The 13,143-nt window shown below is 36.1% G+C and carries 17 protein-coding genes; 2 read left to right on the top strand and 15 right to left on the bottom strand.

The features are described 5' to 3' along the window. Positions 1 to 52: 52 nt before the first annotated feature. Together ACULEU_RS06665 and ACULEU_RS06660 are read left to right on the top strand one after the other, a co-directional pair. On the top strand, positions 53 to 883 hold the full coding sequence (locus ACULEU_RS06665; protein WP_445454669.1) for a UDP-2,3-diacylglucosamine diphosphatase: 831 nt from the start codon (positions 53 to 55) through the stop codon (positions 881 to 883). Positions 884 to 992: 109 nt separating this feature from the next. Beyond that, complete coding sequence (locus ACULEU_RS06660) at positions 993 to 1,499, top strand: hypothetical protein (RefSeq protein ID WP_445454668.1); 507 nt, start codon at positions 993 to 995, stop codon at positions 1,497 to 1,499. A gap of 50 nt (positions 1,500 to 1,549) precedes the next feature. On the opposite strand, the gene ACULEU_RS06655 is transcribed toward ACULEU_RS06660, so the two are convergent. From ACULEU_RS06655 to ACULEU_RS06585, 15 genes are all read right to left on the bottom strand, one after another. Then, positions 1,550 to 1,975 carry a protease complex subunit PrcB family protein gene (locus ACULEU_RS06655; RefSeq protein ID WP_445454667.1) on the bottom strand — a complete coding sequence of 142 codons (426 nt, stop codon included), beginning with the start codon at positions 1,973 to 1,975 and terminating at the stop codon, positions 1,550 to 1,552. Further along, positions 1,972 to 3,105 carry an N-acetyl-alpha-D-glucosaminyl L-malate synthase BshA gene (bshA, locus tag ACULEU_RS06650; protein ID WP_445454666.1) on the bottom strand — a complete coding sequence of 378 codons (1,134 nt, stop codon included), beginning with the start codon at positions 3,103 to 3,105 and terminating at the stop codon, positions 1,972 to 1,974. Before bshA ends, ACULEU_RS06655 begins: the two co-directional genes overlap by 4 nt. A gap of 72 nt (positions 3,106 to 3,177) precedes the next feature. Then, positions 3,178 to 3,414: a hypothetical protein gene (locus ACULEU_RS06645; RefSeq protein WP_445454665.1), complete on the bottom strand. Its 237-nt coding sequence runs from the start codon at positions 3,412 to 3,414 to the stop codon at positions 3,178 to 3,180. A gap of 182 nt (positions 3,415 to 3,596) precedes the next feature. Next, positions 3,597 to 3,932, bottom strand: a complete 336-nt coding sequence (locus tag ACULEU_RS06640; protein ID WP_445454664.1) for a hypothetical protein — start codon at positions 3,930 to 3,932, stop codon at positions 3,597 to 3,599. A gap of 2 nt (positions 3,933 to 3,934) precedes the next feature. Next, positions 3,935 to 4,297 carry a phage holin family protein gene (locus tag ACULEU_RS06635; protein WP_445454663.1) on the bottom strand — a complete coding sequence of 121 codons (363 nt, stop codon included), beginning with the start codon at positions 4,295 to 4,297 and terminating at the stop codon, positions 3,935 to 3,937. 47 nt (positions 4,298 to 4,344) lie between these two features. Then, positions 4,345 to 4,671: a YtxH domain-containing protein gene (locus ACULEU_RS06630; RefSeq protein ID WP_445454662.1), complete on the bottom strand. Its 327-nt coding sequence runs from the start codon at positions 4,669 to 4,671 to the stop codon at positions 4,345 to 4,347. Positions 4,672 to 4,704: 33 nt separating this feature from the next. Beyond that, entirely contained in the window at positions 4,705 to 5,343 is a 639-nt protein-coding gene (locus tag ACULEU_RS06625) for a porin family protein (protein ID WP_445454661.1), read from the bottom strand. Positions 5,344 to 5,396: 53 nt separating this feature from the next. Beyond that, positions 5,397 to 5,552, bottom strand: a complete 156-nt coding sequence (locus ACULEU_RS06620; RefSeq protein WP_445454660.1) for a lmo0937 family membrane protein — start codon at positions 5,550 to 5,552, stop codon at positions 5,397 to 5,399. Next, a complete protein-coding gene (locus ACULEU_RS06615; protein WP_445454659.1) occupies positions 5,545 to 5,793 on the bottom strand; it encodes a hypothetical protein in 249 nt (82 codons plus the stop codon). The genes ACULEU_RS06620 and ACULEU_RS06615 overlap by 8 nt, the downstream gene beginning before the upstream one ends. A gap of 373 nt (positions 5,794 to 6,166) precedes the next feature. After that, the gene (locus ACULEU_RS06610; RefSeq protein ID WP_445454658.1) at positions 6,167 to 9,169 is read right to left on the bottom strand and encodes a glycoside hydrolase family 3 N-terminal domain-containing protein; all 3,003 of its coding nucleotides are present in this window, start codon (positions 9,167 to 9,169) and stop codon (positions 6,167 to 6,169) included. 12 nt (positions 9,170 to 9,181) lie between these two features. Further along, positions 9,182 to 9,664 (bottom strand): ABC transporter ATPase, encoded by a 483-nt coding sequence (locus tag ACULEU_RS06605; protein ID WP_445454657.1) that lies wholly within the window; start codon positions 9,662 to 9,664, stop codon positions 9,182 to 9,184. A 7-nt stretch (positions 9,665 to 9,671) separates the two neighbouring features. Next, positions 9,672 to 10,430, bottom strand: coding sequence for a phosphatase PAP2 family protein (locus ACULEU_RS06600; protein ID WP_445454656.1), 759 nt, complete (start codon positions 10,428 to 10,430; stop codon positions 9,672 to 9,674). Positions 10,431 to 10,443: 13 nt separating this feature from the next. Then, on the bottom strand, positions 10,444 to 11,235 hold the full coding sequence (locus ACULEU_RS06595; RefSeq protein ID WP_445454655.1) for a (Fe-S)-binding protein: 792 nt from the start codon (positions 11,233 to 11,235) through the stop codon (positions 10,444 to 10,446). A 70-nt stretch (positions 11,236 to 11,305) separates the two neighbouring features. Continuing rightward, the gene (locus tag ACULEU_RS06590) at positions 11,306 to 11,752 is read right to left on the bottom strand and encodes an LNS2 domain-containing protein (protein ID WP_445454654.1); all 447 of its coding nucleotides are present in this window, start codon (positions 11,750 to 11,752) and stop codon (positions 11,306 to 11,308) included. Positions 11,753 to 11,829: 77 nt separating this feature from the next. Next, on the bottom strand, positions 11,830 to 13,134 hold the full coding sequence (locus ACULEU_RS06585) for a 4Fe-4S dicluster domain-containing protein (RefSeq protein ID WP_445454653.1): 1,305 nt from the start codon (positions 13,132 to 13,134) through the stop codon (positions 11,830 to 11,832). Positions 13,135 to 13,143 lie beyond the last annotated feature (9 nt).

Here is a 13,143-nt window from a genome sequence, read left to right as displayed (position 1 = left end):
ACTTCAATTAACGTGTGATTATTTAATTTGTTAAACTCTAAATTCATTCATTTTGAAAAAAAGAAAATTAGATGTAGTTGTTATTTCAGATGTCCATCTGGGTACTTTTGGCTCACACGCTCACGAACTTTGTTACTATTTGTCCTCAATCAAGCCTAAAATTTTAGTGTTAAACGGTGACATCATCGATATTTGGCAATTTCGAAAATCCTATTTCCCCAAAGCTCATTTAAAAGTCATCAAGCGCATTATTGACATGGCTACTAAAGGGACAAAAGTGTATTATGTAACAGGCAATCATGATGAAATGCTGCGAAAGTTCAGCGATACTAGCATTGGAAATTTTTCTGTTGTAGACAAACTTGTTTTAGACCTCGACTATAAAAAAGCCTGGATATTTCATGGAGATGTTTTTGATGCTTCAGTACAGCATTCGAAATGGATAGCCAAATTAGGCGGATTAGGATATGATTATTTGATACTTATTAATCGATTTGTGAATTGGTGTCTGAAAAAAATGGGGAAAGAACCCTATTCCTTTTCTAAGAGAATCAAAGCGAGTGTCAAATCAGCAGTGAAATTTATATCTGATTTTGAAACGACTGCAACCGATTTAGCTATTGAGAAAGAATATGATTATGTGATTTGTGGGCACATACACGAACCTAAGATTCTTCGCAAAGAAAACAAAAACGGAAGTACACTCTATTTAAACTCGGGTGATTGGGTTGAAAATCTGACTGCTTTAGAGTACAATAATAGAAGATGGAAGTTATATAAGTATGAAGATCACACGGAGCGCGAAGAAGAAGATTTATTTGAAATGGAAGATTATTTCAGTCAGCAACTTATAGCTTCTATAATATTTTCTGAAGAAAAATGATAGCAACTGGTTAGTTTAACCAGAAATTGTGTAATAAGTTTGTAAAATTATATAAAGGCTCTTGGCATCGTTTTTGAGACCTTTGTCAAAACTAATTAAAACACAAACAATGAAAAAAATCATTTTATCAGCTTTTATGCTAATCGGATTAGCATTTAGCGCACAAGCTCAGGATATATCAAAAAACGCATTAGGTCTACGTTTAGGAGACAACGATGGTTTTGGAGGAGAGGTTTCTTATCAAAGAGGTTTGTCTAAAAACAACCGTTTAGAGCTTGATTTAGGATGGAGAAATAGCAAAGATATAGATGCTGTTAAATTGGTAGGTTTATACCAATGGGTTTGGAACATTGAAGGCGGTTTCAACTGGTATGCTGGAGTTGGAGCTGGTTTAGGAAGCTGGAGTTATAATGGTCCAGGTAATCCGGATAATGACGGAGGCTTTTTCTTATTGGCTGCCGGAGATATCGGGATTGAGTACAACTTTTCTGAAGCTCCAATTCAACTGTCTTTAGATTTCAGACCTGAGTTTTATTTGAATAACTCTGGTGATAACCGATTTAGAGAAGACAACTTTGGTCCGGACATCGCGTTAGGTATTCGTTACAAGTGGTAATCATACTCCAAGTATAATAAAAAAATCCCGTCTTAACAGACGGGATTTTTTTATTTGATCACAATCGTTTTCTTAGAATTAACTTTTACAACAGTATAGGGGTATTTGGTGTTATCATCAATCATCGTAGGTTCTACATTCTTTTGCGTGTCTTTGAGATATACTTCAATTTGAGTGGCTGTTTCAACTACTTTTTCAACTTTCATTCGGTTATAACTTTCCTTTGTTGGTCCGGTATTAAGAACAAGAAAGCTACTTTCCGCGATGTCTTTAGACTTAATCAACTTTCCCAAAGTTTCATCTCCTAAAAGCATTTGGATTTCTTTGGGTTCACTCAAAATTTCATAAAATTTGATATTGGCACCACCATCATGGTTTACTACAAGTACTTCAAATAAAGGTTTGTCCACAGCATTCTTGGTAGACGAACACGAATACAATGCTAAAATTACGAATATTGAAAGATATTTTCTCATTTGGAATCTTGTAAAGCTTGTTCATATAAGGCTTCATACAACGGAAGTATGTTTTTGATATCAAATTGCTGCGCAACACTTAGCGCTTTTTCTTTAAACTGCCCTAAAGTAGCATCATCAGAAAGAATTTTTAGGGCATTTTCAGCCATACTATCGATATCGCCTACGTTACTCAAATAACCTGAAACTCCGTCAAAATTAACTTCTGGCAAACCACCTGAATTACTAGAAATTACCGGAACACTCCAGGCCATCGCTTCAAGAGCAGCCAAACCAAAACTTTCTGTTTCAGAGGGTAGTAAAAACAAATCAGAATACGACAAGATTTGATCTATCTCGTTACTATTCCCAAAGAAGATTACTTTATCCTGAATGCCAAGTTGTTCGCACAATTCTTCTGCCTTTGCTTTTTCTGGTCCGTCACCAACCATCATCAGTTTGGCCGGAATTTGTTGCTGAATTTTATAAAATATCTTAATAATATCCGGAATACGTTTTACCTTTCTGAAATTACTAATATGCGTTATAATACGTTCTTCCTTTTTAGCCATGATAGAGCGTTGGCAGGAAATTAATTTTTCGTTACGTATTTTATCCAGCTCAATAAAGTTTGGAATGACATGGATAGTCTTTTTAATCTTGAATAATTTGTTGGTTTCGTCTTTCAGATTTTGAGAAACGGATGTTACAACGTCCGATTTATTGATGCTAAAGGTAACCGCAGGTTTGTAAACTGGATGATTTCCAACTAAAGTAATATCTGTACCATGAAGCGTTGTCACCATGGGAATATCAATGCCTTCCCCTTTTAGCATTTGTTTGGCCATGTATCCGGCATAAGCATGCGGAATAGCGTAATGTACGTGAAGCAATTCTATTTTGTGTAATTTAACCATATCCACCAACTTACTGGACAAAGCCAATTCATAGGGTTGATAATGAAACAATGGATATTCAGGAACATTTACTTCGTGGTAATGTACGTTCGCATTCAAAAGCGCCAATCGCACTGGTTGACGATAGGTTATAAAATGAATTTCGTGACCACGTCGTGCCAATTCCAATCCTAACTCTGTAGCTACTACTCCACTGCCTCCAAAAGTTGGATAGCAAACAATGGCTATTTTCATTTGTTGATTTTAGTGCTACGAATTTATAAAAAATTGGCTTGCGCTCTTTTAAAAAATACGTTAAATCTCAAGCTATTTATCGGATGATGGCTCCTGCTGATTAAAGTTGTTTTTTCTGAGATTCATTCCGTAAGTATAATTGGTGGAAAGAATCACATCATTACAATCAAAATGCTTAATAACGCCATCACTTTGCAACGCCACAACCCAGCACGTATTTTGATGCATTCCGTAATCGATTATAAAAATGGCTTGGCCGGTTCCTAATGGTGTTTCGACTAATATTGAAGGTTTGAGTTGGAGAATCATAGTGCTCTAATTTCTTTTTTATAAAGTTACACCTACTTGAAATGAGGATACTTATAGAATTTTAGCAAAAGTTTACAAATATTATTTATACTTTGAATTTAAAAATCAATAAAAAACTGAACAAAAAAAGCACTCTAAAGAGAGTGCCTTTTAAAAATCATTCTAAAAAGTGCTTAGAAGAACTAAATCTTTGCTATTAATTTTCCAATAAAAGAACTGGAAACTTTTTCAGCCAATAATGAGCCTAAGTATCTTTTGATACTGCTATTGCTTCCTAAAACTTTTTCAATAAGATAATTGGTTCCTGTAGTAGTGGCTATTTTCAATAAATCTCTTTGCGTCTCTTTACTTTCGGTTATATGAGAAATGGATTCTTTTATAAGGCTTCCGAAACTTAGAGAATCTTTCAAATCTGAATATTGGTACTTGATTTTTTGCTCTTGTTCCAATTTTAAAATCTTTAATTCTTCGATTCTACAAAGTAAATTAGAATGACAGGTTTTGTTTGAAGTTTCCATGACTATTTAGCGGTTTGTTGTGGTTTGGCAGACATTCTTTTTCCGACGAAACTGTCACAAACAGGTTTTTCGATAAAACGCTTCTTGTTGGCATAAATAACGATGGCTAAAATCAGGTAAAAACCAGCAACAATAGCAAACCCTATAAAGTTTATATCTAATACATCCGATAAATAATAAGCCAGATACATGCCTCCGAAAAAAGCAAACAGCACTAATATGACTGTAATTATAAATGTGGTGATGATTCCTGAAATAATCGTTGAGGAATGATCAATAACTTCTAATTTGATAAGCTCATAGTTAGTATCTGCATACTCTTTTAGGCTATCTGCGAGTGCTTCTAATTTTTCATTGAGTTGCATAGTTAGAACGATAAAGGGTTATACTATTGTTTTTAATTTTTGGCTTTTTATGATTTTACAGCGTCTTTAACGTTGTCCAATTTATGGTCAATGTTATTTTTCGCATTAGCCCATTTGTCTTCCGCTGTGTCCTTCATATCTGACATATTTTCTTCAAGAAATTTTTCAGCTTTGGCCACCTGATCTTTTAAATCATCAACCTGCCCTTGAAACTTATTCTTAAGATTTTTGGTCATTTTCTTGGCATTGTCGGCAATATCTTGTCTTGTTTCTGAACCTTTTTTGGGTGCAAATAATATTCCTAATGCTGCTCCCGCAGCTGCTCCAATTACTAGAGCACCTACTACTTTTAATGCGTCGTTTGAACTTCTCATTGTATTTAATTTTAAATTATACGTTTGTTTTTTTTATAAAAATTTGTAACCTACAGTTAATTGATACCAATAGTTTTTGTAACGCGGTGTATCGGATGTACCGTCGCCATTGTTGGTTTTCAAATCCCAACCAGCTCTTGCTCCTATTACCAATTTGTCAATACTGAAATCTACTCCACCAATTAAACACAAAGTGTTTTTTCTGATATTGTCGTTTTCAAACGCTTCTTCCTGTGATTGATTGATAATCCCTGAAAACTCGTTTTTTTCGCTTAGTAAATAAGAAAACTGAGGTCCAGCCATGATGGATAAATTCTCAATAGGTCTAATCGCAAGAAAAATTGGTACATCTAAATAGTCGGTGGTACGTTTGTATTCATACGAATTGCCCAATAAAGTTCCTGAACCTTTAAATCCTTTTTGAGAATATAAAATTTCGGGCTGAATGGCAAATAGTTTACCTAACGGAATCGTTACAAATCCTCCGGCTACAATACCTAATTTAGCATCGGCAACAAAATCTTCACCTTCACTATCATAAACATTAGAATAGTTAAATCCAAGTTTACCACCAATGGCAAGTTTGCTTCTAGAGTCTGTTGTTGTGGTTTCCTGTGCGTTTGCGCCAACTATAGCAAGAGCGGCAAAAACTGTAAAAAGTGTCTTTTTCATTTTTGTTTTGTTAAGTGTTTATTTTTTCGAATTAGGGTACTTGGTTTTCGATTTTAGATCGGCCCTCTTCCTTTAATAATTCTGAAAAGGATAGCAATGATGGCAATAACCAATAAGATGTGGATTAAATTTCCCATTCCGTAAGCAAAAAATCCTAGAGCCCATAAAATGACTAAGATTACTGCAATTGTGTAAAGTAGATTACTCATGATACTGTATTTTTAAGTTGTTAATGAATTTATTTGGTAATGTGTTTTTGATAATTTCGATTACTTCTGATCTTGTTTTATCTAGTTTTTTTTCTAGTCTTCTAAGCATACTGTGGCCATCGTCTTGGTCAATAGTTACGTCTGATGAAGTAAGCTGCGGAAATCTCCTTCGCAATAACTTGGCTTTAACCTCCCAATCACTCGGAATTTTAAAAGCGTCTTTTTCGTTGACTGGTTTCATAATTATGTTGTTTTGATTGTACTACAAAATTGGCTCAATCTGGTGAAAAGTGTATTACATGATTAATTCGATTGTTTACAGATATCCCATGTTTTTATTTTTTAAATAAATAAGGAGTAGATTTTAGGATTTAGGATAAGTCTGCTAAACATCATTTACTGCTAATCCGTGAAAATTAATGACGTTCAGCACTTCGCCATCAACAAAGACTGTGACGCACTAGATAATAATAAAAGAGCTATTGGAGTCCATCAAAATGACAAACTACGCAAGAGATGGTTGAAGTAAATAGGATAATGAAAAAATAAAATCGGCTACAAAAAAGGATGAGGAATGTAACCTGACAGAAAAAAGCTAGGGATACAACACAATATTATTTTACAATAATTGCTTCTTGAATCACACGTTGAATGTCTTCACGTATGTTCTGTTGCGACAGTTTGTTGGGTAAATTAGAATCGGGATACGTTCTATTGGAAAGTAAAACATATACAATTTCGGCTTCAGGATCGGCCCAGGCAATGGTGCCTGTAAAACCTGTATGACCAAAACTCGACATAGAAACACAACCACAGGTTGGTCCAGATGCTGTTAATTGTGGCTTATCAAATCCGAGTCCGCGTCGATTTCCTTCGCTTGAAAACCAGCTTGTATTGAAATCGTTGAAAGTCGCCTCAGAAAAATATTGGATGTCACCATAATTGCCTTTTTGAAGGTACATCTGCATCATTTTGGCAATATCAATGGCATTAGAGAAGATTCCGGCATGTCCGCCAACGCCGCCTTCCATGGCCGCTTCCATATCATGAACGTAACCCTGGATCGTTTCATGTCGGAAATAGGTATCGATTTCTGTGGGTACTATTCTACTCTTATCAAACTTTGTCAAGGGATTATAAGTAGTCGAATTCATTCCTAAGGTTTTATAGAAATTATCGGTAGCCAACTCGTCTAAAGGTCTTCCCATAACTTTCTCCAGATACTGTTTTAGGATGATAAAGGTGAAATCGCTGTAACGGTATTCTTTTTTATCAATAAGCGGACTTTTGATAATCTGTTTCATGATGGTATCGTGATAATCATCGCGTAAGTACAAACTATCAGAAACACGCTTTGTAAAACCTTCGGTGTAAACTTTCTTGTAGTAGGTATCTAAAGGAATTTTTGCCGAATCTAATGTGGCCTTATAAAAAGGGATCCAGGCCTGCATTCTACCATAATGCGATAACAATTCTTTGAAGGTAATATGCTGTTTATTGGAACCTTTAAAAATAGGTAGCATTTCGTCTAAAGCAGTTTCTAAACCAACTTTCTTTTGGTCATAAACCTGCATCACATTTGGCAAAGTAGCTACTATTTTAGTTAATGAAGCTACATCGTATAGGTCCGAATTCTTGACTTTTACATTGCCTTCATAGGTTTGCTTTCCGAAAGATTTTTGATAAATGACTTTTCCTTTTCGAGCCACAAGCACTTGCATTCCGGGCGCCATTTTACCATCAATGGTTTTTTGAGCATACGTTTCAATTTGCTTCAATTTTTCGGAACTCATGCCTACGTTTTCCGGAGTAGAAAAACCTAAACGATTGAGCTTTTGCGTGGTAATTCCGTCTCCAGCTTTATAGGTACTGTTGATAGAAACCGGAAGCAAACCCTTGGCATCAACAGCACCAAAAATCAACTCTGCCGAAACTTCCTGAGCGATATCGCCGTTTTGATACGAGACTATTACGCCTTCCAGTTCGTCAAAATTCAATATTCTAGACAAAGAATAAGGTTTGGCAAAACAATCGAGAATGACTTTTTTGCTTTTGGCTATCGAATCTATTAATTGTATTTCAGGAACCGTAAGTTCGGGCGACTTCCACCACGATTTATCCGATTTGTGGTAGCCAATAATTACCGTTTCAAAGTCGGTCAACTTGGTCATCAACGTATCGATGTTTGTTTCCGAAACCTCGGTAATTTCAGTGTATTTTTTGAGTGTGTTTACGAAAGTGCTGTTGGTGTCCTCTCCTAATTTTACATACGCTATTTTTTGGTCTAGATTTTTTATAGGCAAGATGCTACCATCATTTTTAACGACAGTTACGGCATTCTCATACAACTGATATTGTAAGTCAGTATTGCTATCGGGATTGAGGTCTTTATACAAATTAATAGGCTCGATAGGCTTATAAGAATGTAATCCGGCTTTGAATTTATAGCGTAGAATCTTCTTGACAGATTCGGCCAACCGTGTTTCAGAAAATATACTGTCTTGATAGGCAACACAGATCTTCTCAAAAGCCAGCGGTACATTTTCGGCAAAAAGTAAAATATCATTTCCTGCCATAAAAGCTTCCAAATCGATATCGCCCGGTTTTCTGAAATTGCTTGCCCCTTTCATATTCAAGGCATCGGTAAAAATCAATCCGTCAAAACCCAATTCCTTTTTCAATAAATCCGTAACAACTGCTGGAGAAACCGAAGTAGGATAACCTGGTCTAGGCTCAAGACTTGGAACATTCAAATGGGCTACCATGACTGATACCAAACCATCATCAAACATTCTCTTATAAGGGTACAATTCGACTTTTTCCAAATGTTCCAACGAGGCATTGACCACCGGAAGTGTACTGTGGGAATCGGTTGCTGTATCTCCGTGACCGGGAAAGTGCTTGCCAGTTGAGAAAACACCATGGCTTTGCACACCATTCATCAACGCAGCGGCGTGTTCCGTGACATTGACTTTATTTTCACCAAAAGAACGATACCCAATGATTGGATTTTTGGGATTGGTATTGATGTCTAAAACGGGAGCAAAATTAAAATGAATTCCCATTCTTTTGCTTTCCTTAGCCATGGCTGTCCCAACTTTTTCTACCAATTTTAAATCCTTGATCGCTCCCAATGTCATATTAAAAGGATAGCGAAATGTCGAATCGATGCGCATACTCAAGCCCCATTCGGCATCAATTCCGATAAACAAAGGCACTTTGGCAAGTGATTGGTATTTATTAGTCAATCGAGCTTGACGCATTGGTCCGCCCTGAAAGAAAATTAATCCGCCAATTTTGTTTTCGGTAATTAATTTTTCAATGTCAGTTGTATGAGCAGCATCTTTATTCGAATAAGCAGCAACCATAAACAGCTGCCCTACTTTTTCGTCAAAAGACATTTGATTATAGATACTATCCACCCAACGAGTTTCAGCCTCTGTTTCTGGGAAAAAATTCTTTTTGGTATGTGGAATATAAGCTATTTCATCGACTGGTATTGCTTCCACTTTTGGTGCTTCAACAGGAATACTTTTACTAACTTTTGTAGACGAACAATTCGAAAACAAAAGCAGCATGGCAGTAAACAACCCTATGTTGCAACAAAATCTTTTCATAAAATTTAGACCTTAAAAGAAACGACTATGCCAACTTTCACCAGCGGGAACTTCCCAATTTTCGTTAAATTCTTCGATTGTATTTACCAGATTATTAAAAACGATAGTGTTTTCGGTAACGGCTTTTTCTTTAGCCATACGCTTGAAATCGATGAGTGATTTGTGGGCAACGTGTTCACCGTTTTTAAAGGTTACATTCATTTTATCCAATAAATCTACAGCGTATTTATGTTCTAAATTTTGAATAAAAGCTACTGAAGAATCGATGGAACAACCTGTAGCCTGTTGTACTTGCTGATTGACAGCCAGAACAATAAAGCGATTGTATTTTAATAGATACGAAGCTTCTAAACCCGTTCCATGAGCAGACCAATTTTCTATAAACTGTTTAAGGTCGGTTTCAATCTCGGTCATTTCTTCATCCGAGAATTTTCGATTGGATTGGTAAATCCAAACTTTAGACTCTTCGGGTAAATTTTCAAATGGTATATACATAATCTATTTAAAATATTTTTATCAAGCCAAAACCTGTGTTCTTACCATCATAAAACGGAACGAAAGCGGTTTTAGTATTTGTTGTTGACTTCTTTTTGGTAAACCATTTACTGGTTATAGGATACAACCAATATCCTGCTTTTGCACTTATAATACCTATTCCAGCACCAGCTACAACATCAGAAAGCCAATGGCGGTTATTATACATTCGGAAAGTACCAGTTCCAGCTGCTATGATATAGCCCGCAATTCCATACCATACTGATGCTTCCTTATATTCCTGATACAGTATTTCAGCACCCATAAAAGCGGTTGCTGTGTGACCTGAAGGAAACGAATTTAAACTCGTTTCGTCCGGTCTTTTTACAGATGCTGTTTGTTTAAAAGCATTAACCGTTAAACCCATCAACAAATAGGAAGTAGCTAAAATAATGGTTTTATCTTTCATATTGTTTTTCCCCTTAACACCTAAAGCAGACAATCCGTAAAGGGATGCCATTGGTACGTATTGGGAAAAATCATCAATAGAGAGCTTTTCATCAATATGCTCAGAAACTTCCTGACTTAAATCTGAATTAAAACTTTTAAGCTGACCACTTTCCAAACTAATTAATCCATAGCCAATAAAAACTGTTGGAATAATTAGTTGTTTATGATTAAACTGCAGCTTCTTATTGACAAATAGCGTATCTATGTTCTTATCTTCAGATTGTTGAGCATGTAAGGAAACTGACAAAAAAAATAAGCATAAAACTAGTTTATTCATATTCTTTGAAGGTCTATAAATCTTGAGCATTCGCAATCAATTCGGCAATATCCATTACTTTGACGTCGCTTTCTTTTTCTTTGGCTTTGACTCCATCAGTCATCATCGTGTTACAGAATGGACAACCCGCTGCAATGATTTCCGGCTGAGTTTCTAAAGCATCTTCTGTTCTTTCAATGTTGACTTCTTTAGTACCTGGTTCTGCATCTTTAAACATTTGAGCTCCACCAGCACCACAGCACAAGCCATTGGCTCGGGAACGCTTCATTTCAACCAATTCGGCATCCAATTTCTGAATCAAATCTCTTGGTGCTTCATAGATATTGTTGGCTCTTCCCAAGTAGCATGGGTCGTGAAATGTAATACGTTTTCCCTTAAACTGTCCGCCTTCAATGGTTAATCGACCCGCATCCAATAAGGATTTAAGGAATTCTGTATGATGTACGACTTCATATTTTCCGCCTAATTCCGGATATTCGTTTTTAAGCGTGTTAAAGCAATGTGGACAAGCAGTGACAATCTTTTTAGCTTCATAAGCATTTAAAACCTCGATGTTCATCATGGCTTGCATCTGAAACAAAAACTCGTTTCCGGCACGTTTTGCAGGATCACCGGTACAACTCTCTTCCGTACCTAAGACTGCAAATTCAACATTTGCTTTGTTAAGAATACGTACAAAGGCTTTGGTGATTTTCTTTGCCCTATCATCAAAACTACCGGCACAACCCACCCAAAATAAAACTTCCGGTTGCTTGCCTTGAGCCATCATTTCTGCCATTGTTGGCACGTTTAACACTTCTGACATATAAATTTTAAATTTATGATATCAGATATTAAATATTTAAAATTTAATATCTAAAATCTAATGTTGTATATTACTCATGATGTTCGTCATCGAACACCTGAATGGTTACTTCTTTATCTACTAAATCCGTGAATTTTCCTCGGTAGCGAGTCGCTTTCACTAAGTGATTGTCTATCCAATGGTAATTACCGCCACGAGGTTTCCCGAATACGATTCCGTGATACTTAAATCCGTGTTTTTTCAACCAAATCTCCGTATATTCTCTATGCGCTTCTGTTCTTGACGTAAAGAAAAATATAATGTGACCTTCATCGTACCATTTGTTTAAGGTTACCAAAGCATCCGGATACAATTCGGCTGTCAACATACGCTCTGGTTCTTCATTTGGAATATCATCACAAATAGTTCCGTCGATGTCTATTAAATAATTTTTAATGCCTTCCGGTAAAATCGGACTTAAATGTTGTCCGTTTTCGGTAATCGTTTGCAGGTTTTTTTCAATGTCTTCCGCTTTCATGTTTTAATTTTTATTATTTCACATTCATTAGACAAATTCCCAAGCCTCACATTTATGGTAATTTGTATTTATTTATATTATTCGTTTTTCCAGTTTAATCGATCTTGTTGGTTGTACTGCCATGGTGCCCCGTTGTTCTCTATATTGGTCATCATCGCGTTTAAAGATTGCGGTGCTGCACTTTGTTCCATAACCAAATACCTTCTCATATCCATGATGATGGATAGCGGACTAATATTCACCGGACATTCTTCTACACAAGCGTTACAAGAAGTACAAGCCCAAAGCTCTTCGGTTGTGATATAATCGTTCAATAACGATTTATTATCTGGGATAAAAATTCCTTTATTAGTATCGATATTTCTTCCTACTTCTTCCATTCGGTCACGCGTGTCCATCATGATTTTACGTGGCGAAAGTTTTTTTCCAGTTTGATTTGCCGGGCAAGCCGAAGTACATCGACCACATTCGGTACAGGTATAGGCGTTTAGCAATTGCACCCAATTTAAATCTTGTACATCCGAAGCTCCAAATTTTTGCGGAACCGCATTGGCATCTGCAGGTGGCGCAGCAAACGGATCAGCATTAGGATCCATCATTAATTTTACTTCTTTGGTTACACTTTCCAAATTGTCAAATTGTCCTTTCGGATTCAAGTCGGCAAAATAGGTGTTTGGGAACGCTAAAAGAATATGTAAATGTTTAGAATAGTATAAGTAGTTCAGGAAAATCAGAATACCTATAATGTGGAACCACCAAGCGGCTCTTTCGATCATTTCCACCTGAACAATATCTAAAGAAGCGAACAAAGGGTTTAAATATTGAGAAATGATGTTACCGGAATTCATAGCCTGAAATTGCAAATCAGTAGCATTCATTATCAAAAACAAGGACATTAAAACAACTTCGAAATACAAAATGATATCCGCATCTTTCTTTGGAGCACCTTTTAAATCAGAGCTAGCAAAGCGTTTCAGTTTGATTACGTTTCTTCTGATCCAAAAAATGATAACCGAAATCAAAACCAATACTGCCAATACTTCAAACGAACCTATGAGAAAACCATAGAATCCGCCTAGAAAGGAAAATATTCTGTGCGTTCCGAAAAGTCCGTCAATAATAATCTCCAGCACTTCTAAATTGATAATGATAAAACCGGCATAAACAATAATGTGCAAAAATCCGGCAACAGGGCGTTTAACCATTTTGGATTGTCCTAAGGCAATCATGGCCATATTTCTCCATCGCGCCGAAGGATTATCCGTTCGATTCACATCTTGGCCTAAATTGATGTTGCGTTTTAGTTTGATTACATTTTTAGCAAAAAAACCAATTCCCGCAATAAGAATAATGGCAAAAAGTAGGTTGTCAATATACATCATAACATGTAG

The sequence above is a fragment of the Flavobacterium sp. 25HG05S-40 genome (assembly GCF_052654735.1).
This window is presented reverse-complemented; position numbering and strand designations above follow the sequence as displayed.